Annotated in this window: 12 protein-coding genes; all 12 read left to right on the top strand. The window is 60.8% G+C overall.

Annotated elements, in window-relative coordinates; translation table 11 throughout:
• Positions 1–23: 23 nt before the first annotated feature.
• Positions 24–200: a hypothetical protein gene (locus AC1Z1G_RS22835; RefSeq protein WP_003176118.1), complete on the top strand. Its 177-nt coding sequence runs from the start codon at positions 24–26 to the stop codon at positions 198–200.
• Positions 184–3,138 (top strand): sensor histidine kinase, encoded by a 2,955-nt coding sequence (locus AC1Z1G_RS22840; RefSeq protein WP_483622575.1) that lies wholly within the window; start codon positions 184–186, stop codon positions 3,136–3,138. The genes AC1Z1G_RS22835 and AC1Z1G_RS22840 overlap by 17 nt, the downstream gene beginning before the upstream one ends.
• 22 nt (positions 3,139–3,160) lie before the next feature.
• On the top strand, positions 3,161–4,597 hold the full coding sequence (locus AC1Z1G_RS22845; RefSeq protein ID WP_483622576.1) for a sigma-54-dependent transcriptional regulator: 1,437 nt from the start codon (positions 3,161–3,163) through the stop codon (positions 4,595–4,597).
• Between the two features lie 727 nt (positions 4,598–5,324).
• A complete protein-coding gene (locus AC1Z1G_RS22850) occupies positions 5,325–6,716 on the top strand; it encodes a polynucleotide adenylyltransferase PcnB (RefSeq protein WP_347902060.1) in 1,392 nt (463 codons plus the stop codon).
• Between the two features lie 4 nt (positions 6,717–6,720).
• Positions 6,721–7,206 carry a 2-amino-4-hydroxy-6-hydroxymethyldihydropteridine diphosphokinase gene (gene folK / locus AC1Z1G_RS22855; RefSeq protein WP_483622577.1) on the top strand — a complete coding sequence of 162 codons (486 nt, stop codon included), beginning with the start codon at positions 6,721–6,723 and terminating at the stop codon, positions 7,204–7,206.
• Between the two features lie 370 nt (positions 7,207–7,576).
• On the top strand, positions 7,577–8,377 hold the full coding sequence (panB, locus tag AC1Z1G_RS22860) for a 3-methyl-2-oxobutanoate hydroxymethyltransferase (protein WP_483622578.1): 801 nt from the start codon (positions 7,577–7,579) through the stop codon (positions 8,375–8,377).
• The gene (panC, locus tag AC1Z1G_RS22865; protein ID WP_483622579.1) at positions 8,374–9,234 is read left to right on the top strand and encodes a pantoate--beta-alanine ligase; all 861 of its coding nucleotides are present in this window, start codon (positions 8,374–8,376) and stop codon (positions 9,232–9,234) included. The genes panB and panC overlap by 4 nt, the downstream gene beginning before the upstream one ends.
• A gap of 206 nt (positions 9,235–9,440) precedes the next feature.
• Positions 9,441–9,821: an aspartate 1-decarboxylase gene (panD, locus tag AC1Z1G_RS22870; protein WP_003228271.1), complete on the top strand. Its 381-nt coding sequence runs from the start codon at positions 9,441–9,443 to the stop codon at positions 9,819–9,821.
• Between the two features lie 244 nt (positions 9,822–10,065).
• On the top strand, positions 10,066–11,730 hold the full coding sequence (pgi, locus tag AC1Z1G_RS22875) for a glucose-6-phosphate isomerase (protein ID WP_483622580.1): 1,665 nt from the start codon (positions 10,066–10,068) through the stop codon (positions 11,728–11,730).
• A 205-nt stretch (positions 11,731–11,935) separates the two neighbouring features.
• Positions 11,936–13,873, top strand: a complete 1,938-nt coding sequence (gene acs / locus AC1Z1G_RS22880) for an acetate--CoA ligase (RefSeq protein WP_483622581.1) — start codon at positions 11,936–11,938, stop codon at positions 13,871–13,873.
• Between the two features lie 51 nt (positions 13,874–13,924).
• Entirely contained in the window at positions 13,925–14,797 is an 873-nt protein-coding gene (locus AC1Z1G_RS22885) for an oxygenase MpaB family protein (protein ID WP_483622582.1), read from the top strand.
• A 245-nt stretch (positions 14,798–15,042) separates the two neighbouring features.
• Complete coding sequence (locus AC1Z1G_RS22890; protein WP_483622583.1) at positions 15,043–16,059, top strand: class I SAM-dependent rRNA methyltransferase; 1,017 nt, start codon at positions 15,043–15,045, stop codon at positions 16,057–16,059.
• Positions 16,060–16,067: the final 8 nt, after the last annotated feature.

Raw genomic sequence — 16,067 nt, forward strand, 5'->3', positions numbered from 1 at the left:
ACACACAATAAAGAGAGGCCGGGATGTACATCTATCGCTTGGTCCTGCTCCTGGTAGTGGGGATCTATCTATTCTCCCCCGCCATCATGGACTGGTGGATCGACGCCACTGGCGCCTGGTATCGCCCGTATCTGCTGTGGCTGATCCTGATCGTCGTGACCTTCATCCTGCAGAGCCAAAAAGATGCCGATGAGCTTTAGCCTGACCCAGATGATCCTGATCAGCGCCGCGTACCTTGCGGTGCTGTTCGGCGTCGCCTGGATCAGCGAACGCGGAATGATTCCGCGGGCGATCATTCGCCACCCGCTGACCTACACCTTGTCGCTGGGTGTCTACGCCAGCGCCTGGGCGTTCTACGGCACGGTCGGCCTGGCCTATCAGTACGGCTATGGGTTTCTGTCGAGTTACCTCGGGGTGTCCGGCGCCTTTCTGCTGGCGCCGGTGCTGCTGTACCCGATTTTGAAGATCACCCGCACCTATCAACTGTCATCCCTGGCCGACCTGTTTGCCTTCCGGTTCCGCAGCACCTGGGCCGGTGCGCTGACCACGATCTTCATGCTGATCGGCGTGCTGCCGCTGCTGGCGTTGCAGATTCAAGCGGTAGCCGACTCCATCGGCATCCTCACCCGCGAACCGGTTCAGCATCGGGTCGCCCTGAGTTTCTGTGCGCTGATCACCCTGTTCACGATCTTCTTCGGCTCGCGGCACATCGCGACCCGCGAGAAACACGAAGGCCTGGTGTTCGCAATTGCCTTTGAATCGGTGATCAAGCTGATCGCCATCGGCGGCGTCGGCCTGTATGCCTTGTACGGCGTGTTCGACGGCCCGCAACAGCTGGAACTCTGGCTGCTGCAAAACCAGACCGCCCTCGCTGCCCTGCACACGCCGCTGCAAGAAGGGCCGTGGCGCACCCTGCTGCTGGTGTTCTTCGCCTCGGCGATCGTCATGCCGCACATGTACCACATGACCTTCACCGAAAACCTCAACCCGCGCTCGCTGGTCAGTGCGAGCTGGGGGTTGCCGCTGTTCCTGCTGCTGATGAGCCTGGCAGTGCCGTTGATTCTCTGGGCCGGCCTGAAACTGGGCGCCACCACCAACCCGGAATACTTCACGCTGGGCATCGGCATCGCCGCCAACAGCAAAGCGCTGGCGCTGTTGGCGTATGTCGGCGGGCTGTCGGCCGCCAGCGGCCTGATCATCGTCACCACCCTGGCGCTGTCCGGGATGGCCCTGAACCACCTGGTGCTGCCGCTATATCAGCCGCCCGCCGAAGGCAACATCTACCGCTGGCTGAAGTGGACCCGCCGCGCGCTGATCGTCGCGATCATCATGGCCGGCTACGGTTTCTACCTGCTGCTGGGTGCCGAACAGGACCTGGCCAACCTCGGCATCGTCGCGTTCGTCGCCACCTTGCAGTTCCTGCCCGGCGTGCTGTCCGTGCTGTATTGGCCGACCGCCAACCGTCGCGGCTTCATCGCCGGATTGCTGGCGGGGATTCTGGTGTGGATCGTAACCATGCTGTTGCCGCTGGTCGGCAACCTGCAAGGCTTCTACATCCCGCTGCTGAACATGATCTACGTGCTCGACGACACCAGTTGGCACATGGCGGCCATCGCCTCGCTCGCGGCGAACGTGCTGATGTTCACCCTGATCTCGTTGTTCACCAACGCCAGCAGTGAAGAAACCAGCGCCGCCGAGGCCTGCGCCGTAGACAACGTGCGTCGCCCGCAACGCCGCGAACTGCACGCGGCCTCGCCACAGGAGTTCGCCACCCAACTGGCCAAGCCACTGGGCGCCAAAGCTGCGCAGAAGGAGGTCGAGCAGGCGCTGCGCGACCTTTACCTGCCCTTCGACGAACGCCGCCCGTACGCCTTGCGCCGTTTGCGCGACCGCATCGAAGCCAACCTTTCCGGCCTGATGGGGCCGAGCGTCGCCCAGGACATGGTCGAAACCTTCCTGCCGTACAAGGCCGGCGGCGAGAACTACGTCACCGAAGACATTCACTTCATCGAAAGCCGTCTCGAGGATTACCACTCGCGCCTCACCGGCCTGGCGGCTGAACTCGACGCCCTGCGCCGCTACCACCGGCAAACCTTGCAGGAACTGCCGATGGGCGTCTGCTCGCTGGCCAAGGACCAGGAAATCCTCATGTGGAACAAAGCCATGGAGGAGTTGACCGGCATCGCCGCACAACGCGTGGTCGGTTCGCGCCTGGGCACCCTGGGCGAGCCGTGGAAAGACTTGCTGCAAGGCTTCATCAACCTGCCCGACGAGCATTTGCACAAACAGCATCTGGCCCTCGACGGCCAGACCCGCTGGCTGAACCTGCACAAAGCGGCCATCGACGAGCCGCTCGCACCGGGTAACAGCGGCTTGGTGTTACTGGTCGAAGACCTCACCGAAACCCAGATGCTCGAAGACAAACTGGTGCACTCCGAGCGCCTGGCGAGTATCGGCCGGCTGGCGGCTGGCGTGGCGCACGAGATCGGCAACCCGATCACCGGCATCGCCTGCCTGGCGCAAAACCTGCGCGAAGAGCGCGAAGAAGACGCCGAACTGACCGAAATCAGCGGGCAGATTCTCGAACAGACCAAGCGCGTGTCCCGCATCGTTCAGTCGCTGATGAGCTTCGCTCACGCCGGCAGCCATCAACACAACGACGAGCCGGTCTGCCTGGCTGAAGTGGCGCAGGACGCCATTGGCCTGCTGGCGCTGAACCGACGCAATTTCGAGGTGCAGTTTTTCAACCTGTGCGACCCCGATCACTGGGTCGACGGCGACCCGCAAAGGCTCGCCCAGGTATTGATCAACCTGCTGTCCAACGCCCGCGACGCTTCGCCGGCCGGCAGCGCGGTCCGGGTCAAGAGTGAAGCCGGCGAACACACGGTCGATCTGATCGTCGAAGACGAAGGCAGCGGCATCCCGTCGAACATCATGGATCGATTGTTCGAACCCTTCTTCACCACCAAGGATCCGGGTGAAGGCACCGGTCTGGGCCTTGCACTGGTCTATTCCATCGTTGAAGAGCATTATGGACAAATCACCATCGACAGCCCGGCTGACACACAAAGCCAACGCGGCACCCGTATCCGGGTGACCTTACCGCGTCATGTCGAAGCGACGTCCGCTGTGAACTGAGACCGTCGAGAGAATCGAATCAATGCCGCACATTTTGATCGTCGAAGACGAAACAATTATCCGCTCCGCCTTGCGCCGCCTGCTGGAACGTAACCAGTACCAGGTGAGCGAAGCCGGTTCAGTGCAGGAAGCACAAGAACGCTTCAGCATTCCCACGTTCGACCTGATTGTCAGCGACCTGCGCCTTCCCGGCGCTCCGGGCACTGAACTGATCAAACTGGGCCAGGGCAAGCCGGTGCTGATCATGACCAGCTACGCCAGCCTGCGCTCGGCGGTCGACTCGATGAAGATGGGCGCGGTGGACTACATCGCCAAGCCTTTCGATCACGACGAAATGCTCCAGGCTGTCGCGCGCATCCTGCGTGACCGCCAGTCGGCACAGAGCACTGGCGCAGAACCTGTGGTCGGCAAGGCCGCCAACGGTTCGGCAAAACCGGGTGTCGACAACAGCAACGGTGAAATCGGCATCATCGGCTCCTGCCCGCCCATGCAGGACCTGTACAGCAAGATCCGCAAGGTCGCGCCGACCGACTCCAATGTCCTGATCCAGGGCGAGTCCGGCACCGGTAAAGAACTGGTGGCGCGCGCCCTGCACAACCTGTCCAAACGTGCCAAGGCCCCGATGATTTCGGTGAACTGTGCGGCGATCCCGGAAAGCCTGATCGAGTCCGAACTGTTCGGCCACGAAAAAGGCGCATTCACCGGTGCCAGCGCCGGACGCGCGGGGTTGGTGGAAGCGGCAGACGGCGGCACCCTGTTCCTCGATGAAATCGGCGAATTGCCACTCGAAGCCCAGGCGCGCCTGCTGCGTGTGTTGCAGGAAGGTGAAATCCGCCGCGTGGGTTCGGTGCAATCGCAGAAAGTCGACGTACGCCTGATCGCAGCCACCCACCGCGACCTCAAGAGCCTGTCCAAGATTGGCCAGTTCCGTGAAGACTTGTTTTACCGCCTCCACGTGATCGCGCTGAAACTGCCGGCATTGCGTGAGCGCGGTACGGACGTCAATGAAATCGCCAATGCGTTCCTCGCTCGCCAAAGCGCGCGGGTCAATCGCACAGACTTGAAATTCGCCGCTGATGCCGAGCAGGCGATTCGTCACTATTCCTGGCCAGGCAACGTGCGCGAACTGGAGAACGCCGTCGAGCGCGCCGTGATCCTGTGCGAAAGCCCGGAAATCTCGGCCGAGCTGCTGGGCATCGATATCGAACTCAGTGACCTGGAAGATGACGATTTCATCGGCCTGGCACCACAACAGGGCAGTACCGGTAACACCAGCCACGAACCAACCGAGGACCTGTCACTGGAGGACTACTTCCAGCACTTCGTCCTTGAACACCAGGACCACATGACCGAAACCGAACTGGCCCGCAAACTCGGGGTCAGCCGCAAATGCCTGTGGGAACGCCGCCAACGCCTGGGCATCCCGCGGCGCAAGACCGGGGCCATCAGCGAAAGCTGAACGTTACCTGTCCAATGTGCGGGTAACACGTGACTGTGTGAAAAAACTGTTACCTCAACGTTTTCACGTAACAAAAGCCGGGGCTTACGGTAACGAAGCCCCGGCTTTTTTTCGCCCTCGAAAAGCTCGGACACACACCTAACCCCTTGTTTTACTAGGCCTCGCAAAAGTTGGCACGGCACCTGCTATATGTTTGGTACAAGAACAATAACAAGCAATGCACAAGACAATAAAAATAAGACGAATCGACTCACGCACAATAAAAACAAGACGGCGAGAGGCGCAGCTAACTGATTCTTTTGGAGAGGCGTTGTATTTGGGGCTTGCCCCACGACCAGGCCGAGAACAACAAAAACTGTCCTAAGACAGAGCCTGAACTGGTTGGATCGACAGATCACTGCAACACAGCGACCAAAGCAATCCGTTTGCTCTTGGCTCCCGATTGGGAGGGTCATGAAGGAAAAACTTCATGGCGAGGGCGTTAAACAAAAACAAAAAGCCCGAAAACCATAATAAAAATAGAGCACGCAACTACTTCTGGGGGAGCTTCGGCTCCCCTTGTAGTTTCCGGCATTCCATAATCCCCCCCTGTTCCGCACCTCTAGCATGCAGCTTGCAGCTCATATCTGCTGCGTCCTACACCATCCCCCGACTAAATGCTAGAATCCCGGCCCATCATGCGGTCATTCTTCGTTATGGCCGAACATTCCTTCAAACAGTGCATCCCATGCTGAAGAAGCTGTTCCAGTCATTCCGTTCTCCCCTGCGTCGTACGCAACACATTCGCAGCACGCCTGAAGTGCTCAACAGCGGTCAACACTCGCTGCAAAAGGCCCAGTTCAGCCGTTACGCGGTCAACATTGTCGAACGCCTGCAGAACGCCGGTTACCAGGCTTACCTGGTCGGTGGCTGCGTTCGTGACATGTTGCTCAACATCACGCCCAAGGATTTCGACGTCGCCACCAGCGCCACACCCGAACAGGTGCGGGCAGAGTTTCGCAATGCGCGAATCATCGGTCGTCGGTTCAAACTGGTGCACATCCACTTCGGTCGCGAAATCATCGAAGTTGCGACGTTCCGCGCCAATCACCCGCAAAACGACGAAGAGGAAGACAGCAACCAGTCCTCACGTAACGAAAGCGGGCGCATTCTGCGTGACAACGTTTATGGCACCCTGGAAGAAGACGCTCAACGCCGCGACTTCACCATCAACGCCCTGTATTACGACCCGATCAGCGAGCGCATCCTCGACTACGCCAACGGCGTACACGACATTCGCAATCACCTGATTCGCCTGATTGGCGACCCGACCCAGCGCTACCAGGAAGACCCGGTACGGATGTTGCGGGCCGTGCGCTTCGCCGCCAAGTTGAATTTTGGTATCGAAAAGCACACCGCCGCACCGATCCGCGACCTGGCGCCGATGCTGCGCGAGATCCCGTCGGCACGTCTGTTCGAAGAAGTCCTGAAGCTGTTCCTGTCCGGGCACGCCGCCGACACCTTCGAAATGCTGGTCGACCTGCAACTGTTCGACCCGTTGTTCCCGGCCAGTGCCGATGCTTTGGAACACAACCCGACCTACACCCACACGCTCATCAGCGAAGCGCTGATCAATACCGACCTGCGCATCAAGCAGAACAAACCGGTTACCCCGGCGTTCCTGTTTGCCGCCCTGCTCTGGCCTGCCCTACCGGCCCGCGTACTGCGCTTGCAGGACCGTGGCATGCCGCCGATTCCGGCGATGCAGGAAGCTGCGCACGAGTTGATCGCCGAACAGTGCCAACGCATCGCGATTCCAAAGCGCTTCACAATGCCGATCCGCGAAATCTGGGACATGCAGGAACGCCTGCCACGACGCAGCGGCAAACGCGCCGACCTGTTGCTGGACAACCCGCGTTTCCGTGCCGGTTACGACTTCCTGCTGCTGCGCGAAAGCGCGGGCGAACAGACCAACGGCCTGGGCGAATGGTGGACCGACTACCAAGACGCCAACGACAGCGAACGTCGCGACATGATCCGCGACCTCAGCAGCAAGGACGATGGCGCCAGTGGTGCCCCGCGCAAGCGTCGTCGCAGCGGCGGGGCCAAGCGTAAACGTTCGGGCGAGTCGGGCGAGTAAGCCGATGGAACGGATCTACATTGGCCTGGGCAGCAACCTCGCTGCCCCGGAGCAACAACTGCGCTGCGCCATTGAAGCGCTGGCGCAGTTGCCACGCACCCGACTGGCGGGCGTCTCTGCTTTCTATCAAAGCGATTCGCTGCTACCGGGGCAACCACGCTACACCAACGCGGTGGCCGCCCTCGACAGCCAACTCGCGCCTCTGGAGCTGCTGGATGCGCTGCAAGCCATCGAAATCGACCAGGGCCGCGAGCGTCACGAACGCTGGGGCCCGCGCACGCTGGACCTGGATATCCTGCTGTTCGGTGATCGGTTGATCGACGAGCCACGCCTCAAAGTGCCTCACTACCACATGCAGGCCCGAGCCTTTGTGCTCTATCCACTGGCCGAACTGGCGCCCGAAAGCCTGCACCTGGCCGACGGTCGTCGCCTCAGCGAATTGCTGGCGGCGTGCCCGTTTATCGGGCTGGAACGCATCGCCCAGAACTGACGCAAATCCCCCTGTGGGAGCGGGCTTGCTCGCGAATGCGCTGGGTCATTCAGCATCAATGTTGACTGACCCAGCGCATTCGCGAGCAAGCCCGCTCCCACATTGATTTTGTGTCGAATACAAGATCGGCAACTGCTGAATCGCCTCAGTTACCCCGGTAACACCGCAGGCGTAACATGGCGGTAACACATCCAATTGACTTCCCGAGTTCTCCTCACGACTATAGGCGTCCCGCTGCCGCCAACCCGGCGCTGAAGGGCGCAATCCAGGCCTTATAAGCACGACAACAGAGCGTGCGCCTGAGTACATTGATGAATCACGCGCGTTACTCGCAGTAGTTTCCAAAGCGCCTGAACGAGGACCTTTTTTCATGCCAGCTATTACCTTGACCACGTTGCAAAGCCTCAAGCAGAAAGGTGAAAAAATCACCATGCTGACCTGCTACGACGCCACATTCGCCCATGCCTGTAACCAGGCCGGTGTCGAAGTGCTGTTGATCGGCGATTCCCTGGGCATGGTACTGCAAGGTCACGACAGCACCCTGCCCGTCACCACGGCCGAAATGGCCTACCACGTCGCGGCAGTCAAGCGCGGTAACACTGACGCGCTGATCCTCGCGGACCTGCCGTTCATGGCCTACGCCACCACCGAACAAGCCATGCACAACAGCGCCCTGTTGATGCAGGCCGGTGCGCACATGATCAAGGTTGAAGGTGCCTTGTGGCTGGCAGACTCGATTCGCCTGCTGGCCGAACGGGGTATCCCGGTGTGCGCGCACATGGGTCTGACACCACAATCGGTAAACATTCTGGGCGGCTATAAAGTCCAGGGCCGCAACGAGAACCAGGCGCGTCAGATGCGTGCCGATGCGATCTCCCTGGAACAGGCTGGCGCCGCCATGCTGCTGCTTGAGTGTGTTCCGAGCGAGCTGGCCCACGAAATCACTCAGGCGGTGAAGATCCCTGTGATCGGCATTGGCGCCGGCAGCGCAACCGACGGCCAGGTGCTGGTGTTGCACGACATGCTCGGCCTGTCCCTGACCGGCCGTTCACCGAAGTTCGTGAAGAACTTCATGGCCGGCAAAGACAGCATTCATGCCGCCCTGAGCGCTTACGTCAGTGAAGTCAAAGCCGCGACCTTCCCAGGCGCCGAACACGGATTCTCTGCATGAACACCGTCAAGACCGTACGCGAACTGCGTGCCGCCGTTGCCCGCGCCCGTAGCGAAGGCAAGCGTATCGGCTTCGTGCCGACCATGGGCAACCTGCACAGTGGCCATATTGCCCTGGTGACCAAAGCCACCCAACGGGTGGACTTTGTGGTCGCGAGCATTTTCGTTAACCCGCTGCAGTTCGGGGCTGGCGAAGACCTCGACAAGTACCCGCGCACACTCGCCGCCGACCAGGAAAAACTCCTGCAAGCCGGCTGTCACCTGCTGTTCGCGCCGACGGTCGAAGAAATGTACCCCGACGGCATGACCGGTCAAACCCGTGTCAGCGTCCCGCAGCTGTCTGAAGGCCTGTGTGGCGCCAGCCGCCCCGGGCATTTTGAAGGCGTGGCGACGGTGGTCAGCAAGCTGTTCAACATGGTCCAGCCAGACCTGGCGATCTTCGGGCAGAAAGACTTCCAGCAACTGGCGGTGATTCGCGCACTGGTCCACGACCTGAACATGCCGATCCAGATCATCGGCGAGCCGACCGTTCGTGCCGCCGATGGCCTGGCGCTGTCATCGCGCAATGGTTTCCTCAGCGAAGAGCAGCGCGCAACCGCCCCCGTGGTGTACCGCACGCTGAGCGAAATCGCCGAAGCGATCAAACAGGGCGAACGGGATTACCCGGCGCTGCTGGCCCGACAGACCGCGCAACTGCAAACCGCCGGTTTGCGTGCGGACTACCTTGAAATTCGCCATGCGCTGACCTTGCGTCCCGCGATGGTGGAGGATCGTGATCTGGTGATTCTGGTCGCGGCGTTCCTGGGCACCACGCGGTTGATCGACAACCTGCACCTGAACCTCGACGCCCCCGTTTAAATACGGCCATTGCCCTGTGGGAGCGGGCTTGCTCGCGAAGACGTCGTGTCAGCCAACATCTTCGTCGACTGACAGTCTGCATTCGCGAGCAAGCCCGCTCCCACAAGGGGTCAGGTTGCGTCAGAGATTGTATTTCAAGCCATATTGCCGCCCCTCAAGGCTTCGGGCAAACTGCCCGCCGTTCGGATCTGACCAGGGAAACACTCATGCACGCAATCATGCTCAAGGCCAAGCTGCATCGCGCCGAAGTTACCCACGCTGTACTCGATTACGAAGGCTCTTGCGCCATCGATGGTGAATGGCTGGACCTGTCCGGAATCCGTGAATACGAGCAGATCCAGATCTACAACGTCGACAACGGCGAACGCTTCACCACCTACGCGATCCGTGGCGAAGAAGGCTCGCGCATGATTTCGGTCAACGGCGCTGCCGCCCACAAGGCCAAGGTCGGTGATCGAGTGATCATCTGCGCCTACGCCCATTACAGCGAAGCCGAACTGCTCAACTTCAAGCCGCGCATGCTCTACATGGCCCCAGGCAACGAACTGAGCCACACCAGCAATGCCATCCCGGTCCAGGTCGCCTGACCAACCGTCTATTCTTTCGCACTCAAAGCCCGCCTGTTGCACACGCCAGATGTGCCGGTATAAAAAAGTACTGGCACACGGTCAGACAAAGCCAAGACAGATCAATACGCGAGGTTTACTGTAATCGCCCTGCGCTATTTAATCGTGCTCACGCAGTTCGACCGGATTTCACCTGTCAGCGCACAGGACATTCCGGGTTTTTCAGTGTCCTAAAGGCCGTTCAAGTAAAAGGAAACCCGCAGCGATGGCGTACTACCGCACTCCTCAAGACGTTACCGCTCTGCCCGCCTGGCAAGCGTTGAATGACCACCGCCAGGCCATGCAGGATTTCAGCATGCGCGAAGCGTTCAATGCCGACCCGCAGCGCTTCAATCAATTCAGCCTGAGCAGCTGCGGACTGTTTCTCGATTATTCGAAGAACCTGATCAACAGCGAAACCCGCGATCTGCTGGTGGGCCTGGCGAAAGAAGTCGGCCTGCAAGACGCAATCAAAGCCTTGTTCAGCGGCGAAATCGTCAACTCCTCCGAAGGCCGCCCGGCACTGCACACCGCCCTGCGTCGCCCGGTCGGCGACAAGTTGTCGGTCAACGGCGTCAACGTGATGCCTGAAGTCCACAAGGTGCTGAACCAGATCACTGAGCTGGTCGGCCGTATTCACGACGGCTTGTGGCGTGGCTACACCGAAAAGCCGATCACCGACGTGGTGAACATCGGCATCGGTGGCTCGTTCCTCGGCCCGGAGCTGGTCTCCGAAGCGCTGTTGTCCTACGCCCAGAAAGGCGTGCGCTGCCATTACCTGGCGAACATCGACGGCAGTGAGTTCCACGAACTCTCGGCAAAGATTCGCGCTGAAACCACGCTGTTCATCGTCTCGTCGAAATCCTTCAACACCCTCGAAACCCTGAAGAATGCCCAGGCCGCACGCGCCTGGTATCTGGCGCAGGGCGGTTCCGAGGCCGAGCTGTATCGCCACTTCATCGCCGTATCGAGCAACAACGCGGCGGCCGTGGCCTTCGGGATTCGTGAAGAGAACATCTTCCCGATGTGGGACTGGGTCGGCGGGCGTTACTCGCTGTGGTCGGCCATCGGTTTGCCGATTGCCCTGGCCATCGGCATGTCCAACTTCAAGGAGCTGCTGTCCGGTGCCTACACCATGGACCAGCATTTCCAGAGCGCGCCGTTCGAACAGAACATGCCGGTGCTGCTGGCGCTGCTGGGTGTCTGGTACGGCAACTTCTGGGGTTCGCAGAGCCACGCGATCCTGCCGTACGACCATTACCTGCGCAACATCACCAAGCACTTGCAGCAGTTGGACATGGAATCCAACGGCAAGAGCGTGCGCCAGGACGGCACGCCGGTGTCCACCGACACCGGCCCGGTTATCTGGGGCGGCGTGGGTTGCAACGGTCAGCATGCCTATCACCAGTTGCTGCACCAGGGCACCCAACTGATTCCGGCCGACTTCATCGTACCGATCGTCAGCTTCAACCCGGTTGCCGACCACCATCAGTGGTTGTATGCCAACTGCCTGTCGCAAAGCCAGGCGCTGATGCTGGGTAAAACCCGCGCCGAAGCCGAAGCCGAACTGCGTGACAAAGGCCTGCCCGAAGCCGAAGTGCAAAAAATCGCACCGCACAAGGTGATCCCGGGCAACCGTCCGAGTAATACCCTGGTGGTCGAACGCATCAGCCCCCGTCGTCTCGGCGCACTGGTGGCGATGTACGAGCACAAGGTTTTCGTGCAAAGCGTGATCTGGGGCATCAACGCCTTCGACCAATGGGGCGTGGAGCTGGGCAAGGAACTGGGCAAAGGCGTCTACAACCGCCTGACCGGCAGCGAAGAAACCCCGGCTGACGATGCCTCCACCCAAGGCCTGATCAACTACTTCCGCGGTCGTCACCGCGGGTGATCTGATCCTCGCTCCCACAGGTCTGCACAGACCCTGTGGGAGCGGGCTTGCTCGCGAATGCGGTTTGTCATTCAGCATTGATGGCGACTGACCCACCGCATTCGCGAGCAAGCCCGCTCCCACATTGGTCCGTTGTACGACTTGAACCCGATAGTTACTCGGCGCATCTTTATCACTTGTCGCAAAACAAGAATAAGGAACCGTCATGTTCGATATCAGCACGTTCCCCAACGCCGATGCCGTCCGCCGGGCTGCGCAACTGAGTCAGGATGACTACCAGCGCCTCTACCGACAATCCATCGAGCAACCCGATGCTTTCTGGGCCGAACAGGCCAAGCGCTTTCTCGACTGGTCGACGCCTTGGCAAACCGTCCAGCGAACCGACATCCACACCGGTGCCGCCCAATGGTTTGCTGGTGGCCAGCTAAACGTCAGCTACAACTGCATTGACCGCCACCTCGCCCAGCGCGGAGAGCAGGTTGCAATCCTCTGGGAGGGCGACGATCCGGCCGAGTCGGTACACATCACTTACCAAAAACTCCATCACTACGTCTGCCGCCTGGCCAACGTGCTGAAAAGCCGTGGCGTGAAAAAAGGCGACCGGGTGTGCATCTACATGCCGATGATCCCCGAAGCGGCCTACGCCATGCTCGCCTGCTCACGCATTGGCGCCGTGCACTCCGTGGTGTTTGGCGGATTCTCCCCGGACTCGCTGCGCGACCGCATCCTGGATGCCGACTGCCGCACCGTGATCACCGCCGATGAGGGCGTGCGAGGCGGTAAATATGTGCCCCTCAAGCGCAACGTCGACAGGGCCCTGCTCAGTTGCCCGAACGTCAACACGGTCGTGGTGGTCGAGCACACCCAGGGCGATGTGAACTGGGTTGAGGGGCGCGACCTCTGGTATCACCAGGCCTTGCGCGATGTCGGCGACGACTGTCCGCCCGAACCGATGAACGCCGAAGACCCGCTGTTTATCCTCTACACCTCCGGCAGCACCGGCAAACCCAAAGGCGTTTTGCACACCACCAGCGGTTATCTGCTGCAAGCAGCAATGACCTTCAAATACGTGTTCGACTACCGCGACGGCGAAGTCTTCTGGTGCACCGCCGACGTCGGCTGGGTTACCGGCCACAGCTACATCGTCTATGGCCCGCTGGCCAACGGCGCGACCACGCTGATTTTCGAAGGCGTGCCGAGTTACCCCGACAGCTCGCGCTTCTGGCAGGTAATCGACAAGCACAAGGTCAACATTTTCTACACCGCGCCCACCGCCCTGCGTGCCCTGATGCGCGAAGGACCGGGGCCCTTGCAAAGCACTTCACGGGCAAGCCTGCGGTTGCTGGGCAGCGTGGGCGAACCGATCAACCCGCAAGCCTGGGACTGGTATTTCAACGCCGTGGGCGAGCAACGCTGCCCGATTGTCGACACTTGGTGGCAGACTGAAACCGGCGGCATCATGCTCAGCCCGCTGGTCAGCGCCCAGCGGATCAAACCCGGCTGCGCCACCCAACCCATGTTCGGCGTACAACCGGTGCTGCTCGATGAGCACGGCAAGGAAATCAGCGGCGCCGGCAGCGGCGTGCTCGCCATAAAATCAAGCTGGCCTGCACAGATCCGCAGCGTCTACGGCGATCCGCAGCGCATGCTCGACACCTATTTCAAACCCTACCCCGGTTATTACTTCACCGGTGACGGTGCACACCGCGATGAAGACGGCGATTACTGGATCACCGGGCGCGTCGATGACGTGATCAACGTCTCCGGCCACCGCATCGGCACCGCGGAAGTCGAAAGCGCGCTGGTGCTGCACGACAGTATCGCCGAGGCTGCTGTGGTCGGTTACCCCCACGACCTCAAGGGCCAGGGGATCTACGCTTTTGTCACCCCCATGAACGGCATCGAACCCAATGACGAACTGAAGAAAGACCTGCTGACCCACGTCAGCCAGGAAATCGGCAGTTTCGCCAAGCCCGATCTGATCCAGTGGGCACCGGCCTTGCCGAAAACCCGCTCAGGCAAGATCATGCGACGGATCCTGCGCAAGATCGCCTGCAATGAACTCGACAGCCTCGGCGATACCTCGACCCTGGCTGACCCGAGCGTGGTCGAAGGGCTGATCGACAAGCGTCTGAACCATTGAACCGGCGCGGCCCATGCCGCGCCCTCCTTACTGAAGTTGCAGCGAGTTGTCATGGAATTCATCCGTACGCGCATCGAAACCCAGATCATGAGCCTGAGCGGTCTGTCGCTGGGCAAACTCGACCTGGAAAACCCCAAGGGCGACCCAGGTCTGTTCGGGCCGGACTCGGTCAGTTGGCAGGTCCACGGTGACTTCAGCAGCATGCTCATTGGCGGCATCAGCGCACTGATGCTGCAAGCCTTGCACCCATTGGCGCTGGCCGGGGTCTGGGATCATTCGAACTTTCGTGAAGACATGCTCGGGCGACTGCGCCGCACCGGGCAGTTCATCTCGGGCACGACCTTCGGCTCACGCCAGGACGCCGAATGGCTGATCGACAAAGTGCGCACCATTCACCTGCAGGTCGTTGGCACCGCGCCCGACGGCCGACCCTACGCCGCCAGCGATCCCGACTTGCTGACCTGGGTGCATGTGGCAGAAGTCAGCAGCTTCCTCGCCGCCCACGTGCGTTACCGTAACCCGGACCTTTCGTTGGCCAATCAGGACCGGTACTACGCCGAAATCGCCCTGGTCGCCGAACGACTGGGCGCGCGGAATGTTCCGCGCTCACGTCAGGAAATCGCCGAGTACCTTAAGCGAATGCGCCCACAGTTGCTGTGCGATGAGCGCAGCCGCGAGGTGCTGCGATTGCTCCTCGCCGCACCGTCCCCCAGTCGCCTGGCCAAGCCTTTCGGCGGGCTGATGATGCAAGCCGGCATCGACCTGCTGCCCGACTGGGCCAGTGACATGCTGGGTGTCCGCCAGAACCCGTTACATCGCCAACTGATCCGCGCCAGCATCAATCGCAGTGCCCCGATGCTGCGCTGGGCGGTGCGCAATGGTTCGGCACAGCGCGCCAAACGGCGGATGGGAATATCCAGCTGATATGTGTGACGCTGGCGATCGAACGCCAGATCATCGCCAAACACTTACCCTGTGGCGAGGGAGCTTGCTCGCGCTGGAGTGCGAAGCACTCCCAAGTCCTTGCGCCGAATCCTTTCAGACAAAGCCCGGTCGAAGACTTTACGGCCGCTGCGCGCCCGAGCGGGAGCAAGCGCCCTCGCCACAGGGGAACCATCGCTCACAATGCTGTTAAACTCTCGCGCCAAATTCCCCAGCAAGGCGCGTCCATGTCTTCCTTGAATCAGGCGCTGCGCGCCGCCCTCGATCATCGCCAAGACCTGCTCGCCGAGCTGCACCAGCAAGGCACCGACTGCTATCGGCTGTTCCATGGCAGCCAGGAAGGTGCCGGTGGCCTGACGGTCGACCGCTACGGCCCGCAGTTGCTGGTCCAAAGCTTTCACCAATCGCTGGAACGCGATGACTTGCTCGCGTTGCATGCCACCGTCAACCAATACCTCGACCTCGACACCCTGCTGGTCTACAACGACCGCTCGCGGGGTAACTCGCGCATTGATCGCGAAGACACGGTCTACCGCGCCGAAGAGGCCGCACTGGCAGACTTGGTCGGTCACGAATGGGGCCTGAACTACCGGGTCCGTGGCCGCCACGCCGGGCAAGATCCGCTGCTGTTCCTCGACCTGCGAAACGCTCGCGGCTGGGTCAAGGACCACAGCGCCGGTAAAAGCGTGCTGAACCTGTTTGCCTACACCTGCGGCGTGGGCCTCAGTGCCGCCGCTGGCGGTGCCCGCGAAGTCTGCAACCTGGACTTTGCCGAAGGTAACCTGGCCGTGGGTCGTGAAAACGGCCTGCTCAACCCGCAGTTGCCGACCATGCAGTTCGTGCAATCGGACTACTTCCCGGCCATTCGCCAACTCGCAGGCCTGCCGATCACCCAGCGTCGCGGGCAGAAATTGCCAAGCTATCCACGCCTGGAACAGCGCCAATATGACCTGGTCCTGCTCGATCCTCCTGCGTGGGCGAAAAGTGCGTTTGGCACCGTCGACCTGTTGCGTGATTATCAAAGCCTGCTCAAACCGGCATTGCTGGCCACCGCCGACAACGGCGTGCTGATCTGCTGCAACAACCTGGCGAAAGTCAGCCTCGACGACTGGCGCGAGCAAGTGCTGCGCTGCGCCGAGAAAGCCGGGCGCCCGGTTCGGGAGTGGTCGGTGCTGACACCTGGCCGCGACTTCCCGTCGATGGATCAACAGCCACCACTGAAAACCCTGATCCTGAAGCTCTGAAACCTAAC

Source organism: Pseudomonas sp. JL27(2026), from assembly GCF_056933555.1.